This is a genomic window from Rhabdochlamydiaceae symbiont of Dictyostelium giganteum (assembly GCF_964291045.1).
Lineage (GTDB): Bacteria > Chlamydiota > Chlamydiia > Chlamydiales > Rhabdochlamydiaceae > PALSA-1444.
Genome location: NZ_OZ197277.1, coordinates 712,154 through 730,212, shown reverse-complemented (window position 1 = coordinate 730,212; position 18,059 = coordinate 712,154). Strand labels below are relative to the sequence as shown.

Below are 18,059 nucleotides of genomic sequence, written 5' to 3'. Positions count from 1 at the left end.
CCTATTCAAAAAATCGTGACTTTTTGATGATGAAGAGTCCTATATAAAGAATCTCTAGATGGAAAAACAAGGCATTGACATTCAATTAAATAAATTTATAGACTATTAAATTTTATTAAGAAAGTTATATGAATCGTTATAAATAGAAGAAAACTATCTCCTCTAATCAGTCATCATTCAATTAATAAGTTCTTTTAATAAAATAATTATTTTGATTTATAAATTATTTATTGATAAAATAAATTTAAAAGGAGAGGTTATTTATGACACAAGCTTTGACCCTAAAGGCTCTTCCCTCTAAAGCTCACATTGAATTTAAAGAAAATAACATTATTACAATCCATGATAAAACCTACCGTATCACTCATGTTAGATTCAAATCAGAAGATGGAAAATGGAAAAACATCAACAATCTCTCTTTTTCCGAGCGTCAAGAGCTGACTCAAAATATCTCTCACGCGTTTCAAGCACTCAAGTCACTGAGTCACTATCCAACTGATCTTGCTCACTCTCCTCGGCTTCATCTGAAATTTACGCAGATGATCGATCCTAAGAGTTCCCTTATTAATCGGTGGGTGAAAAAACAACAGATTTTTAAACCGGTAGAAATGTCTTATATCTCTTCCAAAACAGATAAAAAAACAACATTTTCTCTTAAAATGAACACCCCTGTAGAAGAGTTACTCATAAGTCAAGCTTTAGCTCCGCTCTCTTTACAATTGAAAACGCTTCTTCATCAACATAAGCCGTCTTAAACTTTCAGAGATCATCTATATTGAAAGCTTCAAGGGGTGATGAAGAAGAGGCTTTTTGAGAAGGTATGTGCCCTTGTTTATCAACGATCTTCTCTCACGGCGTATCCATTAAATCCCAGGGAAGAGGCTGCTTTAGAGGAGGAAATTCCTGACTGCCTTCTGGAAAAGCTTGTGCTTTTTCTAAAAAATATTCTATAGCTTCTCCTGCACGGTTTTTAGAGAGGTGTTTCTTTTGATGCCAAAGCATCAATTGACCCATCGATTTAATCGCTTTCTTAGGATAAAGATGAATATGTTGAAATGTCCCATTAAAAGGGATATGTAAAATGTAGTTGAGGGGAAGTTTTGTCATTTGAAAACTTCTTTGCAAACACTTTTCTGTTAAGCCAGCCAATCCCTCAACAGTTTGATGGGTAAAATCCCATGTCCCTAATACACAAAGAGGAAACTCCCTTGCTAAGAGAAAATCACACCTCTCACTTTTAAAAACACCTTCATGAAGGCTAAACTGCCATGGCGCAAACCACAGCTCAAGGCCGTTTGAAGATAAAGGCCGCTTTGTTTTCAGTAAAGAGAAGATCGTATCTAGAAAACTTAAGCCGTGACAAGAGATTTGCCCAGGATCACACACAGCTTTTTCAATGGTAAGCCTAGAAAGATCTAAAGGGATACAAGGAAGAGAAAATCCCCCAGGAGCAATTTCAATATGGATAGGCCCCTTTGAACTTAAAGATACCCCTAAGTTAGCATCCAAGGATTGCAGTAAGTAAGAAGATGCCCGGGAAGAGAGGTGCGTTTGAAAATCAAGCGGCTCTTCAAGAGATAATACTCCCTCATGAAAAAAACCTTTCATTTTTCCTTGAGATGTAGATGTTTTAAATTCTACGCAGCAAGGACCTGTTCTATTTTGCATCTCGGTGCTTAACGTAAGATCTAGATGAGGCCCTAGAAGTTCTTTCAATAAAGGAGGAGAAAAAGGGCTACGCACTAAATCTAAAAGAACTGCCGGAAATTGATGACAATGTAAATTGACTACCTGATGTGTATCAGAAAACAAGTCCATCTGGCATCTTAAAGACCCATCAGCTGTAACACTTTTTACATGAAAAGTGAGGTGATCTGAGGAGGTGTCTTGTTCAATATCTACTTCAAGAGCAGGGATAATTTGCATCTCCTCTGCATCTTTTAAAATGATATCAGATACTTTGAGTAACCCTTTGTAATTTAACTGTTTAATAAATTCCGCAGGTGTTTGCAATTTAAAAGGAAAAAAAAGCTTCTCTAGTTCTAGATGCATAGAAAGAGGGCTCATCAGTTGATGATCTTGAAAAAGAGGCCCTAATTCTACATGACTCCCTCTTTCTAATTTCAAAAATGCTGGCTCTTTGAGTTTCATAAACCCCTCTTCAAGGATTAAGTGACAAGAAGCTGTAAGTGAGGGTGTTTTCATACACATCTTCATCTCACCCTCTTTCTCTAACATGTGACCCTTAACATGCACATTAAACGCATCTCCTAAGAGTGAAAAGTATCTATTGATAGAGCTTGGCATGACACTTAAAGGCACTTTTTCACATAAAAATTCCCCCTCAAAACCTTTAAGCCAAGAGATATTTCCCTCAAAGTCAAACGGTTTTTGATAAACTTCTAATGAGCCTCTTACCGTTAAAAGCTTTTGATAAAGATCAAGATAAAGATGCATGTCTCTCTCTTTTCCTAAGAGATCATCTAATAAGCCCCTCTTATTTTTACCTGTTACAAAAACTCTTCCTGGAAGGTAATCAAAATGCAGCAAGCAAGGGTTTAGCGGTATAGGAAAGGAGTCCCCCTCTAATTTCTCTTTTCCCCTGCATTCTTTTAACCCCTCAAATGTCAGTGAGCTGTTTTGTAAAATCTCTACTGTTTTTGCTTGAAGATCTAATCCCATGAAAAGAGTGGCTTTAAGCATTTGACTAGAAGAGGTGATATGAATATTTCTTAACGACTCACACGCTATAGTGATATCTGTATGATACGGTAAAGAAGCGCGTATATTAAAGGCACTTTCTTGAAGCGTTTTTCCAAAACCCATTGTCCCTTTAAGTTGAAATTGCGAAGAGTCTAGCTGCATTTTCCATTCATAAGAGTTTAACGGATCTTTTTCAAATTCCAGAGAAAAAGGCTCTAGTGTCACTTCCTCTGAAGAGATCTTTTCTGATTGCAAAGTCCCTTGAACTGTAAACGCCTCTTGATCAAGTAAAGGGAGTAAGAGATGATTAATGACAATCTTTCCTTTTAAAGAGTCCTCTAGATCAATCCCTGTCCACTCTTTGACCTTAACCTGAGGGATATCATAATCAATTTTTGCTGGGCGCGTAAGAGAAAAGAGCCTATCTAAAAGGGTCCCTTCGATCCATATATCTGCATGAGGTGAATGTGCTTTAAGCTCCATATTCACTCTTTTTCCATAGTAGCTTGCCTTCATCTCTAAAGAGTAGGTTTCAGCAACAATGTTTTTCCAAATCTTTTTCACATAAGAAGGAAAGAGCTGATCTAGAAACGTAAGCTCTGCTAAAGAGAGCTTTTCCACCTGGCCTGTGATGTCTAGCTGCGCCATTTCTGGATAGGAAAAGAGCTGAAACTGAAAAGCTCCTTGATCTTGCAAAATCCCTTCAACATCTGCTTGAAACTGATGGGGAAGTAAAAGAGCAGATAGTGTGATATCCTTAGCTCTTACCCTCTGCTGAGAAGAGAGTGCATAAACCATTTCCCCTTGAGAAATGGTGATAGAACCTACAGGCTCAAACGACGGCTTCAAGGTAAAGGGGAGTTTAAATCCCATTTCATGGACGGGAAATTTTTGTTCTAACGCATAAGAAGATTGGATATGAAATACAGGCGCCTTGATGAAAAGTTTACCAATATCTCTATAAAACAAGATATTCCAAAGAGAAGAACCCGTGTCTATATGCTCAATAGAGAAATCCACATGGTGCTTAAGACTTTTGACTGTTAAATGGGAAATCGATTGAGTCCCCGTCCAGCTAAGCTCAATTTTTTCAGCTGTAACGGTATAAGGGGTCCATTTTTGGATCAGATAAGAAAAGAGAGACTTTCCTCTTTCTGTTAATAAGATTGAAGGGGTTAAAGCGCATAGAACACAAAACCAAAAAATACATGCCGCAGCAATTTTAATGAGCAATTTAATCATGCATGATCCTCTTCAAATGGTATCTCATCTCTTACAAGGTCACTTCTCTTAAAAAAAGAGATGCCCTAACTCTTGAGAACTATTATGAAGGGAAAGAGAAATTGTAGAGAAGATAATCTTCAAAAAGAGGAAAAGAGCTGTCCTTGTATTCTGCTCTCTCATTCAGGATCTAAATGCATTTTCTTCACCTAAAAGTATCAATATAGGTGATGATACCCTGTGCATATTATGGTCTTATCCATTTTTTCTCTTTGCCACAGTTTTCTCTTTTAAAACTTGCTCCTTCATGTGGTGATCGCAAGTAAATAAGGTGCAATATTACACTTCAGTTTCCATCCATATTCATAGAGGAGCTTCAAATTAAGCGCCTCTTTTCCTTTTTTCATGAGTGCCATTTTTAACGCCTTGATGGCTGTCTCATGACTTAAGAACCGAAAAACATCAATAATTGTACGTTCTTGGTTAAAAATAGGCACCTGGCTCTTTCCCACTGTCATGACCGTTTTTCCTAAATCCATGTTACGAAACCTCATTATTTTAACCCCCTTTCTTTTTTTTGAAGAGGTGCTATGAGAAATAGCAATCCAATGTGTTCTAGGAATTTCTTCGGTTATTTCGTGAAGAGCTAGTGCAGAAATTAAACAAATCACACCTCCTGGAACTAAGTAACTTGTCTCTAAAAGATCATCCCATGGAAACGTTTGTAGACAAGGCTCATGTTGAGGACTTTTATATACCCCCCGGCTCATTCTTTGAATGAGCCCCTGGTTGACATAATAGGCAAGTTTTGCTGTAGATACCCCCAGCTCCCTAACTTCTGCCGCTGTAAAATACGATTTCTTTAAGAGAGGGGCTAAAAGAGCAAAGATAAGATTTTTTTTCATCATTCACCTTTTGCATAATTTTAATATCAAAACCCAAAAGAGGAAACTGGGTGTTCCTATTAAAAAAATGTACTTTTTCTTAAGAGTTAAAAAGTTGATTTATTTTTTGGTTTGTCACTAGATGTGTGTCATACACCTCAAGTTAAAACATTATGTGTTAAATAAATCTTGCTGCTTGATGGCTTGGGCAAAGAACATCGAAAAACCATTGAGAGTATGGCATCCTTGATGTTTGGCCCTTTCTAAAAATGAAGAGCTTTTAACCGAAATATCCATTACTGTAGAGTCTCTCTTAAACGTACAAGGTAATGGATCCTCAAAATAAGCGGTTGTATTAATTAAAATATCGTAGTCAAAGACCCGGGCGCTCCACTTACACCCAAACTCTTGAGCTAAATTTTGAGCTCTTTTAAGCGTTCTATTCCAAATCACAACATGCGCTTTTTGCTGCACTAAGGCATAGACAATTGACCTTGCAGCCCCTCCTGCTCCTAAAACAATAACTGTTTTACCCTCTAGATTCTCTAAACCTTTTAAAGCAGCCTCTCCATCGGTATTATCTCCCTTCCAGCCAATGTTTATTTTTGTAATCGTATTAACCGATTGAATATAAGAGGCTAAAGGTGAGAGCTCTTGAAGATAAGGAATGACTTTTTCCTTAAGAGGAGATGTGACACTCATCCCCTCAATATTTAGCCCCTCAATCAGCTGAAAAAAACAAGAGAGCTCTGAGGCCTCTAAAGGTATTTTCACGTAAATTTTATTTTCTCTTTTCAGCTGAAATTGATCGTTATGAAAAAGATGACCCAGGCTTTGTGAAACAGGATTTCCGATTAAAGCATAGATCTTTGTCTCCCTTGTTAACTTGGGGAAATGATAAATTTCTACGAGGGTTTTCCATAAGAGCTGACCTGGAGCATTTTGATCTTCTTCTTTTAAAGGAGCGTACATGAGGGGAGCTTTTACAATCGGAGATAAAATCCTTGTGATCACCCCTTTTTCTCCCATGCATAACCCGATCACTTCAGGGTGCTTTTTTTGAAAGTGGAGCATTCTTAGCGCATCTAAAGAAGAATTAGCAAAGGTAGCAATTTTATAATAAGTAGCGTTTGGCCACTTTTCTTTCATAGCTCTTAAAATGGACTCTAAGTCCCCTGTTGCACGGTAGTCATGGTAAGAGACAATAAAAGGGTCTTGATAATAGTTGACCTCATCTTCGTAGTTGATAAGAACCCAGGCAAGGCTCTTATCCCTACGGTATATCTTTTTAACTCTGCCTTCTTCAAATTCATAAAGATCAACAGGTAAATCGTTAGGCCATCTCTTAACAGGGGCGCATACAAGCGTCATCTAAAACCTTTTTAAGAATTTCTTCTGGAACAGGGTGAGCATAGTTTCCCTCATGCACATACGGAACCCCAATTCCTTGTAATAAGACAAAATGCGGAACGCCTTGCTTATTTTTTTTATCAAGCCTCAGCTGAGAATACAGCTCTTCAAAAGAGTAGGAAATATGAGGAGAAGGAAAACTCTTTTCAATGACCAAAAGATCTCTTTTAGATAAAAGACCCATGAAATACGAGAGTCTCGATTCTAAAACAATACCTACTCCAACAGTTTTTCCATGAGACATGCTATATAATGAGAGCCCCTCTAATGCATGCCCAATGGTGTGACCTAAATTTAAAAGCGCTCTTTCCCCTTTTTCATGAGGATCTTTAGCAACGATCCGTCTTTTTGCCTCAATGGCTTTTGCAATTAAAGAGGGAAAAGGGACCTGAGAAAATTGCAAAAAGGTCTCTTCACATGTAAGAAGAAAGATTTTGAGCATCTCCACAATCCCATTTTCCCACTCCTCAGGAGGAAGCGTCTTTAAAAAATAGGGATTGATGATGAGCTGAGAGGCAAAATAGTGAGAGCCTATCCAGTTTTTAGCCCCTTCGATGTTAATACCCGTCTTTCCTCCAATAGAGGCGTCAATCATGGCAAGAAGTGTTGTTGGAATCGCGATCCACTTCACCCCTCTACAGTAGGTGCTAGCTAAAAATCCGGTAAGATCAAGAATCACTCCGCCCCCTAAAGCAATGAGTGTGACATCCCTCCCGCACCCAAGACGTTTGAGCTCTAATGTAAGCGTTTCAAATGTTTTGAAAGATTTCGACTCTTCCCCAGGCGAAATGACTAAGAGAGAAATCTTAGAGGGATCAAATCCCATTCCTTTTTGAATCTCTTCTGCATAGAGCTCTGCAATATGAGAATCGCAAATGATGACATACATCATACCTTGGCAAACCTATTCATCAGTATGGCATCTGCTAGGACAAGAAGCGCCATGGCTTCTACAACAGCTACTGCCCGTATAGCGATGCAAGGGTCGTGACGAGCGGTAGAGGCAAGTGTATAAGAGAGAGGCTCTTTTTCCGTAGAAACCGTTCTTTGCAGTTTTTTAATGCTAGATGCCGGTTTAAAAGCTACTTTTCCCCAAAGAGAAGCCCCTGTTGTGATGCCTCCTAAAGTGCCTCCTGAATGATTTGTTTCCGTGACAACTTGATCTTGTTCTATCATGAAAGGATCGTTGTGCTCTGACCCTTTTAAACAAGAAGCATAAAATCCCTCTCCCATTTCAAACCCTTTTGTGGCAGGGATCGAGAGCATGCCGCTTGCAAGCTTTGCTTCAATTTTTTCATACACCGGGTCGCCAGCTCCTACTGGCACCCCTTGAATGATAAATCCAACAACCCCTCCAATAGAGTCTCCCTCTGTTTTAAGTTGTTCAATCAGCTCTATCATCGCATGAGACGCTTCTACATCTGAGCAGTTCACTAAACTCCTGTTTCTTCTTTCTAAAGAAAATTCTCCAGAGGCTTTAATATCTCCCATTTGAAGAAGATGAGCATGACAAGAAATACCCTCCATTTCTAAAAGCTTTCTTGCGATAGCGCCAGCTGCCACTCTACAGGCGGTCTCTCTTCCAGAGGCTCTTCCTCCTCCCCTATGATCATAAATGCCGTATTTACTGAAATAGGTAAATCCTGCGTGGCCTGGTCTATAAAGATGCTCTAGAGCAGCGTATTCTTTAGGATCGTGATTTTTGTTACGGATTAAAATGGAAATAGGAGTCCCTGTTGTCTTCCCTTCAAAAACACCAGATAAAATTTCAGGAATGTCTTCTTCTTTTCGAGGTGTGACTAAATCGTTTTGACCAGGAGCTCTTCTTTTAAGATCCAAAATAAGATCTTCTTGAGAAAGAGATACACCTGCTGGACACCCATCAATCACAACGCCAATAGCTGGGCCGTGAGACTCTCCCCAAGTGGTTATCCGAAAAACTGTTCCAAATCCATTACTTGCCATAATTCCTGCTCCGTCTTCACTGTATAATGAGCCATCTTTTGATAAAGAGAAAGCCTCTCTTCATACACCTTGTTAAATGGCTCCCTATTTCCCTTATCTTGCAAAAATTCAAGAGAAGAGGGTCTATTTTGTAATCTCTCCCAAATCACCTCTTGAGGAGTATGGAGGAAAATGATGACCCCAAGCTTTTGTAAAACATGACGGTTATTCTCATCACAGATAGAGCCGCCCCCTGTTGCAATGACACTTTTTCTCACATGCTCAAGCTGCTGAATATGATACGATTCTTGCTCTTGAAAGTGCTTTTTCCCAGCTCTTTGATAAACAAGATAGGCAGGCTCATTAAATAGCTCATCTGTATCGATGAACGGTTTTCTATACTTTAAGGAAATCGCTTTTCCAAGTGTACTTTTACCCGATCCTTTAAATCCGATCAAAATGAGATTATTCAAGATGAACGCCTAATCTTTTAAGCTCTTTAAAATAGTTAGGAAAGCTTTTATTCACCACACCCACTCCTTGAATTGTTGTGGGCCCTTTAGCTCCTAACGCTGCAATCGAAAGAGCAAGTGCCATACGGTGATCGTGATAGGTGTTCACATGAGCGCCGTAAAGCGTAGAGGGAGTGATGATCATCCCATCTTCTTTTTCTTCAATTAAAGCTCCCATTTTTTTAAGCTCTGTTACAATCGCATGGATCCTGTCTGACTCTTTTAGCCTTGTAATCTTTCCTCCTGTAATGACAGTTGGAGTTGTTGCATAACAAGCAATGACAGGTAACAGCGTGATCGCATCGACAAAGGGAGAAACATCAATTGTTTGCCCTTTAAGTAAAGATGATCTCTTTACGGTTAACTGCCTAGCTTTTTCATCTAGTGTAAAAGAAGCGCCCATTTGCATGAGTAAATCCATCACCTTTTTATCCCCTTGAGCATCTTGAAAATCTAGACCATGAAGTGTCACTTCACTTTGAGTCACTAAGGCAGCAGCTAGTGGGTAAAGTGCTGAACTCCAATCCCCTGCAACGGTGTATTCAAACCCCTTTATTTGACTTCTCCCAGGTATTTGATACTGCTGATAGCAATTGTTATGATAAGTGATCCCTAAACGATCAAACCAACTTAAAGTGAGATCTATCCAAGGCGTCTCTCCAATTGATGTGACTCTAATCTCTGAACTCTCATGAGCAAAGGCAGCTGCCATTAAAAGGCCAGAGACTGGCTGAGAATCTTCTCCTGAAATGGTAGCTACGCCTCCTTTTAAAGGACCTTTAATTAAAATTGGGGCGTGATCTTTATGCAACGTTGTTGCAAAAGCTCCTAGTTGATTGAGCCCATCTATTAACGGCTTAACAGGTCTTCTTGTCTTAAGAGAATGATCTCCTGTAATGACCGTATAAGAAGGTAAAAGAGCAGAGACAGCTCCAATAAACCGAAGGATCTGCCCAGAGTTTCCTGCATCAATGATATCAGAGGCTTTTGTATGGCCGCCTATAACCTTAAGCTCTTGATTTTGCTCTTGAATAGAAGAGCCCAGAAGAGAAATCGCCTTTATCATCGCCTTTGTATCAGGTGAGGGTAAAGACGATTTAATAACACTTTCTCCCTCTGCCAAGGAGGCAAAAAGAAGCGCTCTCATGGTTTGAGATTTTGAAGGAGGTATTGTTATTTCTCCTGATAACCTTGAGGGGTAAATGGTTACTTGATCACGCATTACTCAACAATTCCAAGTAACTCCATATCAAAAATTAACGTCGTATTGGGTCCAATTTCATGACCAAACCCCGACTCTCCGTAAGCTAAATAGTGAGGAATAAACACTTTCCACTGATCTCCTACCCGCATCTGTTGTAAAATCTCTGACCATCCAGGAATCACTCTATTCAGAGGAAACACTTGAGGCTCTCCTCTTTCAAAGCTGCTATCAAATACAGATCCATTAATAAAGCTTCCTCGGTAATGGACAGACACTTGATCAATGGGGGTAGGTTTTTTCCCCTCTCCTGATTTGATCACTTGATATTGAAGACCGCTCCTAAGCGTATGAACGCCTTCTTCTTTTTGATTTTGTTCTAAAAACGCTTCCCCTTCTTTCTTGTTTCTTTCAGAAAGTTCTGAGTAAAACTTTTTCTGCTGCATTTCCACTTGCTCACGTAACGTCCGCATAATGGATTGAATCTCTTCTATTTCTAAAGCAGGCTGTAACTGACTGATTCCATCTTCAAACCCTTTTCTCAGTAAATCAAGGTCAAGGTCACTGAACTGATGTTGCAGATTTCTTCCTGTTTCAAGCCCTAAACAATAGCTCACTTTTTCCCGTGTCGATTTCATAAAAAACTCCTTCTCCTAAAAATATCGGTTCAATATGTCAATTCTATAACTCACATTTGATAATGGAACAAGGATTATGGTATACTTTTGGGCAAATGAAAGCAAAAACTCAAGAAAAAATTATCCTCATCAACTTTTTACAGACTTTAAGCCCTGACAGCTCAAAAAATAATTTAAAATCGTGGATTGAAAAAGGGCGTGTCCAAGTTGATGGCACCGTTGTGAAAAAGCCGCATCAACTGCTAGAAATTGGACAACATGTGACTGTTGGGCCCACGCTCTCTTTTGCAGATGAAGGAGTCAAAGTTGTATATGAAGATAGATATCTCGTTGTCATCATTAAACCTGAAGGTCTTCTTTCTGTAGCCACTGCTAAAGAAGAAGAGCGAACAGCGCTCACTATTTTAAAAAAGCGGCTAAATAAACCGGTTCACGCTGTCCATAGACTTGACCGTGATACATCAGGTCTCATGATGTTTGCTTATACAACTGAAGTGAAAGATCTCATGAAAAAGCAGTTTGAGCTGCATGAAGTGCACCGTCACTATGCAGCGCTAATTGAAGGGCATCTAGAAGAGAAGCAAGGAACTTGGAAAAGTTATCTTCAAGAAGATGCGGCTTATAAAGTGTATAGCTCTCCTCATGGACAGCTTGCGATTACTCACTATCAAGTTGTGGGAGAAAAACCGACATTTTCCTGTATCCGGCTCTCTTTAGAGACGGGAAGAAAAAATCAGATCCGGGTTCACACATCAGACGCTGGGCACCCTGTCATTGGAGATGAAAAATATGGGGCAAAGAACAACGCTTTTCATCGTCTTTGCCTCCATGCGTTTCAATTAGAGTTCACTCACCCGGTGTCGGGAAAAAAGCTCTCTTTTAAAGCTCCTTTACCCGCACCGTTTCTCCCCTTTAGAAAATATTTTCTCTAAGTAAGAGAAGGGATGAGAAGCCCTAAATACGAGTGGTAAATAAACGCTCCTAGTAAAGCCCCGGCTAGGGGCGCTATTACAGGAATAAGCGCATAAGACCAATCACTAGACCCTTTTCCCTTAATGGGTAAAATCGTATAAGCTAAACGCGGCGCTAAATCCCTTGCAGGATTCAGTGCATACCCAGTCGGCCCTCCAAGTGAGAGTCCTATCCCTAAAAAAAGCAGCCCTGTGATACAAGGAGCTACACTAGCGCTGATTCTTGTATGTTCATTTCCTAAACACAGTATGCCTATGATGAGCACCATGGTTCCAATCATTTCACTGACAAAATTCCATCCATAGCTTCGAATCGCTGGCTCTGTGGCAAAACAGGCAAGTTTTGCATGAGCATCAGAGGTTTTTTGAAAGTGAGGAAAATAGGCAAGCCATACAATAAGAGAGCCTGTAAAAGCTCCTGCCATCTGCCCTCCAAGGTAAAAAGGCATGGCATGAACATCCATTTTGTTCAAAAACCAAAGAGCCAAGGTCACTGCAGGGTTTAGATGAGCGCCGCTTACCCAACCTGCGGCATAGATGCCTAACATGAGAGCAAGACCCCAGCCTGCTGCAATTGTTATCCATCCTCCATTCTGACCTTTTGTTTTAGCAAGAAGATTGTTGGCAATGACTCCATTACCTAACATGACAAATAGTGCTGTTCCGAGAAATTCAGCCCAAAAAAAAGCCATAATTAGCCTCCTGTTACTTAACGATCATACATAAAGCGTATTTTTTGGCTTTAGAAGAAAAAACTCTCTTCTTTGACTAGAAATGGCTAAATAGCCATTTTTTTAAGAGGGATGATAAAGGCGAGCTGAAACCCCAGCTCCGTCTAAAATCAGCTCATACTCTTGCTGAAGAGGGCATGAGTCATTATCTTTAAGAGGAAAAAAAGAAGATTCTAAGACAGCTCTTTTAATTCCAGGAAAATTCCATTCCCCTGTAAATAGTTGAGACCATATTTTTTCTAGCCACCCTCTATTTTGAGAAAATCCGTAAGCAAAGTGCGGAAAAGAGATATGCCGAGATGCGGTATTATATCCATTATAAATCATATCTAATTGATAAAGATGGGAAAATCCTAAAAACCTCACCGGAAAAGAGAGGATGATTACCCTTGTCCGAATGGCTACAAGATCTCCTATCATTTGCCCTTGAAAGAGCCTATTCTTATTTTGATCTAAAACTTCTAGTTCATAAGCTGGAAGATAAGCTTTTTCAACGTGCTGATCATACGGATTTTTCCAGCTGCATAAAGTAGAGGTTTCTTTCCCTTTTAAGTGCATATATCCAATCACGTTATGCTCAAAGAGAGAAAAAGTGTGATACAAAGCTGCAAGGATAAACCCTGTAACATAAATAAAAGCTGCAACATACCCTATTAACCCTGCAAAGCGAAGAGGCTTTTTACGGCTTTCTAAAAAAAGAAAGAAGAGAAGAAGTATTCCGGCTCCTCCTATAAATACTCTATTCATCTCTTGAGGGAGCTTAAAAAAAATCCAAAGGGATAAAGCAGCCATGAAAGCAAAATACACCTTCTGCCTTAAGGTGCTTTGAAATAAGGTTAGTTTAATGAACCAATAAATCGCTAAAAGAGCATATAAGGAGCTAAACATGAACTACTCGAAATGGGCAAGTTTTAGACCTATAATGCCTAAAATAATCAAAAGAAGAGAGATGATGCGTATGATATGATAAGAATCCCCAAATAAAACAATACCTGCTATCACAGTGCCGACAGCTCCAATTCCTGCCCAAACAGCGTAGGCTGTTCCAATAGGGATTATTTTCATCGATTGAGAAACCGTAAAAAAGCTCAGCGTAATAAAAATCACCGTAATCACACTCGGAATGAGTTTTGTAAACCCTTGGCTATATTTAAGAGTAATTGTAAAACAAATTTCGAAGAATCCAGCTAAGAGTAAAAAGAACCACGCTAATGACATAGTCTCCTTATACAGCATTATGGATTTACATATCATGGATTTTTTATCTTTATTTTTCCTATTGCATGTGTTTAAGAGATGATTTTTAAACTTAAAAGCACTCTTATGATATCGCTCCTATCTAGACTTAAAAACCCGCCTTAGCAAGAGAAAATCGCTGTGACTTGAGGACTAAAAAATCCTAAGAAAAATCTTATTACACAAGATCATCTCCTTAGATAAAAAAATAATATTTATTTTCTTTATATTTGTTCCTCTTGCCCCTAAAAAATTTTAGCCTGCCCAATTAAAAAATACGGGCTTTTTTATGCCATGACAATTTTAGATCAAAAAAACCAGGCTTAAAGACTAAAATTTCTATGACCTCTTCTTAAGAGCTCTCTCTACATCTTTTTTTAGTGCCTCACTTACATACTGAAGGATCCACCCATTTTTCTGTACAGCAGCAAGAACAAACTTGTGGTCATTTTTTAATGTTTCACTTACGTACTCAAATGCTTGTCCATTTTGCTGTATAGCAGTAAGAACCACTCCTCTATCATTTCTTAATGCCTCACTTATGTATTCAAGAATTAACCCATTCTTTTGAAGAGCTGCAAGGATAAACATCTTGTCATTTTTTAATAGATCATTGATATACTGAAATACCGCTGCATTCTTCTGAAGAGCTGCAAAGATAAACCCTCTGTTATTCTTTAACCCTAAACTTGCATAAGTAAAGGCCTGGCTGTCCTTCCGCACAGCTGTAAGGACAATATCTTTATCATGTTTTAATATCCCCTCTACATGCTCAAGCACCAACCCATTTTCCTGCAAAGCATCCAGAATAAACTCCCTATTATTTTTTAATCTAAAACTTGCATAATTAAAGGCTCTACTCTCTTTCTGTATTGCAAGTAGAACCATTTCCTTATTATTTTTTAAGTTCTCATTTACATGCTCAAGTGCTAACCCATTTTGCCGCACAGCAGCAAGAGCTATATCCATATTATTTTTTAATACATCACTGACATATTCAAGCGCTAATCCATCTTGCTGCACAGCAGTAAGAACCAGCTTTCTATCATTTCTTAATGCCTCACTTGCATACCAAATGGATTTTCCATCATGCTGTACAATAGAAAGGAAAAAATCCCGTTCATTTTTTAAATCGTTACTTACATATTGAAGGACTCGGTCATTCTTTTTTACAGCAGCAAGGATAAATTCCCTATCACTTTTAAGCTCTTCATTGACATCCTCAAATAGTTGAGGCTGCTTCTGCATCAAGGCAAGAATAAACTCTCTATCGCTTTTCAATTCTTTATTTATAAAGAGAAATGCCCCTCTATTCTTCTCTACAGCAGTAAAGACAAATTCCTTATTACTCCTTAATGCGTCACTTGCATACTTAAATGCCCCTACCTTTTTCTCTATAGCAAAGAGAACAAACTCTCTATCATTTCTTAATGCATCACTTGTAAACTCAAATGCCTCTACATTTTTCTCTATAGCAGATAGAACAAACTCCCTATCGCTTCTTAATGCATCACTTGTATACTTAAATGCCTGCACATTCTTCTTGATAACAGAGAGAGCAAATTCCCTATCATTTCTTAATGCGTCACTTGCATACTCAAATGCCCTAATATCTTTCTCTATTGCAGCAAGAATAAATTCCCTATTATTTTTTAATGTATCGCTTGCATACTGAAATGCCTCTCCATTTTCCTTCCCAGCAGATAGAACAATTTCTTGATTATTTTTTAATACATCACTTGCAAATGCTAAAACTTTTCCATTGAGTTTTACAGCAGAAAGGATGAAATTTTTATCACTTCGGAGGTGCTCTTTACTATATTCAAGTATCCATTCATTCTTCCCCGATTCAGCAACGATCTTTGCTTGATCATTAGAAAAAATAGATAGCCAGCCTTTCGCTTTTTCAGTTGGAGAAAAGGGTCTATTCCAGAGCCTTCGGATAGCATCTACGATTAAGAGCCTAGATATTGAATTTTTACTAGACTGCTCAAACAGTATCTCCCCTTGTTTCTGCAAGAAGTGATATTCTTGCTGTGTGATGGAAGAGGTATGGAAAAAATGAGAAGGATCATTCAGCTTAAGCCCTTGGTAAGAAGATATTTTCCAGCCGGGGAATAACCGGGGAATAATTTCTTGGTAACTCGTGGGTAAGTTCAGAAAAGCACATATTAGAGCTAAGAACGTATGCTCATTAAAATAAGGAGGCAACTGTTCCCATGACACTTCTTGAGCTATTAACGCATATAAGATATTTTCCTCTGGAGAAGCTTTTAGTCTTACAGAAGAAAAAGTGGGAATTAATTGAGCCGTAAGAAAATCTACCCGCGCATCCCACTCTTTTTCACCGTAAATCTTTTTCACTTGAGAGATTTGTTTTTCAAGAGATGTTCGTAAAGAAGGTATAGAGTTTAAAGTGAGTGGATTAGAAGATAAAATCTTATCAAAATGATCTTGTTTTTTTACAAGAGTTTCAAGGTCTTTTAAAGCCACGATTGCTTGACTCATCGCTTTAATTTTTTGACATAAGCTATCAGCTGTCTCTTCAATGAATTTGGCATTAGCTTTATCTAGTTGATTTTTTTTAAATAGCGTAAAAATTCCGTACGGGATGCCTAAAGGAAGAAGAAGAAGAGCCTTCATGCCTAAGGACAGCTCTAACTCATTTTCCTTCTTCTTTAATTGCTTTTCTCCCTTTTTTAAAAAAGCTTCCCATGCTCTACCCAGCTCCGCTGAATCTATCTTTTGAGATGCTCCTATCGATAAGGTGAGAATATAATTTTTTAATACATATAACTCATGATTAACCGCTTTACGTTGCTTATCTGTAAATGTTCTTTCAAGGTTTTTGATGAGATCTTCTGCAAACAAAGCATCAGACACCACTTTATCAATATAGCTGTTAATACAGCCTGTAATCACTTCTTGATCATATTTTCTGACGATAGAGGGATCCATGCTTTCTAAATGCAAAAATTCTCCAATTTCTGGATGAGATTTGCTTAAAAGAGTATTGATCAAACTCGTTTCTAAAATACTTTGACTAAACGCCTCAATCTTACTTGAGAGTTCATCTTGAGAAATATCTACAGAAGATTCTTCTAAAGAAGAAGGGTTTTCTATCGATGTAATCACATGAATTAAATCACTTTTAAAAAGCGCCTCTAGAAGTTTTTCATCCGCTGCATCTAGCTGATTAGATCGTAAAAGAGATATGTTTTTGTCTTGAGAGCTTAGTTGTTGAATCACCTCTTCTAATTGCTTTTGATCTGTAAGATCTTTAAAAGAAAGAATGTTTTTAATCCCCGAATGTTTTTTAAAGGCCTCTTCTTTTTGGAGTATATTGTTGTAATGTGTCGATTTTTCTTCGGTATCTGGAAGCGCCTGATTAAAAGAGGAGGATCTTAACGCTTGAAGCTTTTGGAGTCTCTCTTGAAGTTGATCAAGCTGCGCTTGAATGGCAGGAACTGCCCCTGCAAAAGGGGTTAGAGCTAAAATCTGCTGGGTGATATTTTCCTCTTCTTGACTAGGAGAAAAGAGCTCTTCTCTTTGGCTATTTTCAATTGTTTGGACCCCTATGAAATCAGCATCTTTGGAATATTTTGTAAGTCCTAATAAGCAATGATCTAAGGTTCCAAGGACTCTTTCTAACCGCTTGCCTAAAAGATGCACATGTTCAAATCTAGATTCAGTATCTGTAATAGAGGCAATAAGGACAATCTTAGGAGAATATTTCCTTGCTAAAGTGCGTAGTGTTAGCTCAATCGCAAGGGAAATCACCTCACCATGGGTATCTGAAAATCCTGGGAAGTCGACAAGGAGAAGGTTATCTCTAACAGTCATATTGGGAAAGAGCGTGCAAGAAGCTTCCGTATCATTTCCAATCAGGTGCTCTTCATCTATCAAGGATTGATAAGCTCCTTCTTTCAGAACCATCTGATCTCCCCGTAAATAACAAAGAGTAGTGGACTTTCCAGATCCTGTATTGCCCAGGAGAAATACAGCACTAAGATGATCTTGCGTGATCATCTTTTCTACTTTAGAAAGAACGATTTTTCTAAACTCTAATATAATCTTTGCAAAGGAGGAAAAGGAGAGTTTTGTGATGGCAAGAGACCGCTCCATTTTAGTGCTGAGCGCTTTCATATTGATGAGGTGATCATAGAGATGGAAAGAGCCTTCTTGAAGAATCTCTTCAAGGTAGGGGGGATAAAAAGAGGCGTTTTGCTCTCTTAGCCCCTTTAAATGAATAACTCTTTGCTCTTTTTCTTGATGCCAATGAAATTGATTTCTCTTAACTTGTAATATTGCTGCAATCTCAGGAGAATAGCTTTGTCCAAAAAGAGCTTTTACATCTTTATCAAAAGCTTGCTCTGATTCACAAAAAGGGAGGTGAAGAGCAATCTCTTTCATTTTTTCTAAAGTTAAGTTCTGAGGGATTAAAAGAGAGGCAAACGGTTGATCTCCTGGAGATATCTTGAACTGCTTTAAATGGTGTATCGTAATAATTTCTTCAGCTAAGGCGTTATGAGCTATCTTCTCAATTTTCTGAGCCATGTGCTGTAAGATTTTAATAGATTTTTTTTCTGTAGAGATATTCTCTTTTTT

Annotated in this window: 14 protein-coding genes; 2 read left to right on the top strand and 12 right to left on the bottom strand. The window is 38.5% G+C overall.

Annotated elements, in window-relative coordinates:
* Positions 1 to 263: 263 nt before the first annotated feature.
* Positions 264 to 755, top strand: coding sequence for a hypothetical protein (locus ACI7T6_RS02565; protein WP_404666030.1), 492 nt, complete (start codon positions 264 to 266; stop codon positions 753 to 755).
* A gap of 94 nt (positions 756 to 849) precedes the next feature.
* On the opposite strand, the gene ACI7T6_RS02560 is transcribed toward ACI7T6_RS02565, so the two are convergent.
* The 8 genes from ACI7T6_RS02560 to ACI7T6_RS02525 all read right to left on the bottom strand — a co-directional run bounded on the left by ACI7T6_RS02560 (position 850) and on the right by ACI7T6_RS02525 (position 10,513).
* Positions 850 to 3,945 (bottom strand): hypothetical protein, encoded by a 3,096-nt coding sequence (locus ACI7T6_RS02560; protein ID WP_404666029.1) that lies wholly within the window; start codon positions 3,943 to 3,945, stop codon positions 850 to 852.
* A gap of 284 nt (positions 3,946 to 4,229) precedes the next feature.
* Positions 4,230 to 4,829 (bottom strand): type IV toxin-antitoxin system AbiEi family antitoxin domain-containing protein, encoded by a 600-nt coding sequence (locus tag ACI7T6_RS02555; protein WP_404666028.1) that lies wholly within the window; start codon positions 4,827 to 4,829, stop codon positions 4,230 to 4,232.
* 150 nt (positions 4,830 to 4,979) lie between these two features.
* Positions 4,980 to 6,179 (bottom strand): type I 3-dehydroquinate dehydratase, encoded by a 1,200-nt coding sequence (locus ACI7T6_RS02550; protein WP_404666027.1) that lies wholly within the window; start codon positions 6,177 to 6,179, stop codon positions 4,980 to 4,982.
* Positions 6,154 to 7,110 carry a 3-dehydroquinate synthase family protein gene (locus ACI7T6_RS02545; RefSeq protein ID WP_404666026.1) on the bottom strand — a complete coding sequence of 319 codons (957 nt, stop codon included), beginning with the start codon at positions 7,108 to 7,110 and terminating at the stop codon, positions 6,154 to 6,156. The genes ACI7T6_RS02550 and ACI7T6_RS02545 overlap by 26 nt, the downstream gene beginning before the upstream one ends.
* The gene (gene aroC / locus ACI7T6_RS02540; protein ID WP_404666025.1) at positions 7,107 to 8,183 is read right to left on the bottom strand and encodes a chorismate synthase; all 1,077 of its coding nucleotides are present in this window, start codon (positions 8,181 to 8,183) and stop codon (positions 7,107 to 7,109) included. The genes ACI7T6_RS02545 and aroC overlap by 4 nt, the downstream gene beginning before the upstream one ends.
* Entirely contained in the window at positions 8,147 to 8,635 is a 489-nt protein-coding gene (locus ACI7T6_RS02535; RefSeq protein ID WP_404666024.1) for a shikimate kinase, read from the bottom strand. Before ACI7T6_RS02535 ends, aroC begins: the two co-directional genes overlap by 37 nt.
* Positions 8,628 to 9,896 carry a 3-phosphoshikimate 1-carboxyvinyltransferase gene (gene aroA / locus ACI7T6_RS02530; RefSeq protein WP_404666023.1) on the bottom strand — a complete coding sequence of 423 codons (1,269 nt, stop codon included), beginning with the start codon at positions 9,894 to 9,896 and terminating at the stop codon, positions 8,628 to 8,630. Before aroA ends, ACI7T6_RS02535 begins: the two co-directional genes overlap by 8 nt.
* On the bottom strand, positions 9,896 to 10,513 hold the full coding sequence (locus tag ACI7T6_RS02525) for an FKBP-type peptidyl-prolyl cis-trans isomerase (protein ID WP_404666022.1): 618 nt from the start codon (positions 10,511 to 10,513) through the stop codon (positions 9,896 to 9,898). The genes aroA and ACI7T6_RS02525 overlap by 1 nt, the downstream gene beginning before the upstream one ends.
* A gap of 95 nt (positions 10,514 to 10,608) precedes the next feature.
* On the opposite strand from ACI7T6_RS02525, the gene ACI7T6_RS02520 reads away from it, so the two are divergent.
* Positions 10,609 to 11,445, top strand: coding sequence for an RluA family pseudouridine synthase (locus tag ACI7T6_RS02520; protein ID WP_404666021.1), 837 nt, complete (start codon positions 10,609 to 10,611; stop codon positions 11,443 to 11,445).
* On the opposite strand, the gene ACI7T6_RS02515 is transcribed toward ACI7T6_RS02520, so the two are convergent.
* The 4 genes from ACI7T6_RS02515 to ACI7T6_RS02500 all read right to left on the bottom strand — a co-directional run bounded on the left by ACI7T6_RS02515 (position 11,442) and on the right by ACI7T6_RS02500 (position 18,008).
* Positions 11,442 to 12,176, bottom strand: a complete 735-nt coding sequence (locus tag ACI7T6_RS02515) for an MIP/aquaporin family protein (protein ID WP_404666020.1) — start codon at positions 12,174 to 12,176, stop codon at positions 11,442 to 11,444. The two genes, ACI7T6_RS02520 and ACI7T6_RS02515, sit on opposite strands and share 4 nt — an antisense overlap.
* A 102-nt stretch (positions 12,177 to 12,278) precedes the next feature.
* Positions 12,279 to 13,103 carry a hypothetical protein gene (locus tag ACI7T6_RS02510; protein ID WP_404666019.1) on the bottom strand — a complete coding sequence of 275 codons (825 nt, stop codon included), beginning with the start codon at positions 13,101 to 13,103 and terminating at the stop codon, positions 12,279 to 12,281.
* Between the two features lie 3 nt (positions 13,104 to 13,106).
* The gene (locus ACI7T6_RS02505; RefSeq protein WP_404666018.1) at positions 13,107 to 13,433 is read right to left on the bottom strand and encodes a DMT family transporter; all 327 of its coding nucleotides are present in this window, start codon (positions 13,431 to 13,433) and stop codon (positions 13,107 to 13,109) included.
* 357 nt (positions 13,434 to 13,790) lie between these two features.
* Positions 13,791 to 18,008, bottom strand: coding sequence for a DUF4116 domain-containing protein (locus ACI7T6_RS02500; RefSeq protein ID WP_404666017.1), 4,218 nt, complete (start codon positions 18,006 to 18,008; stop codon positions 13,791 to 13,793).
* Between the last annotated feature and the right edge of the window lie 51 nt (positions 18,009 to 18,059).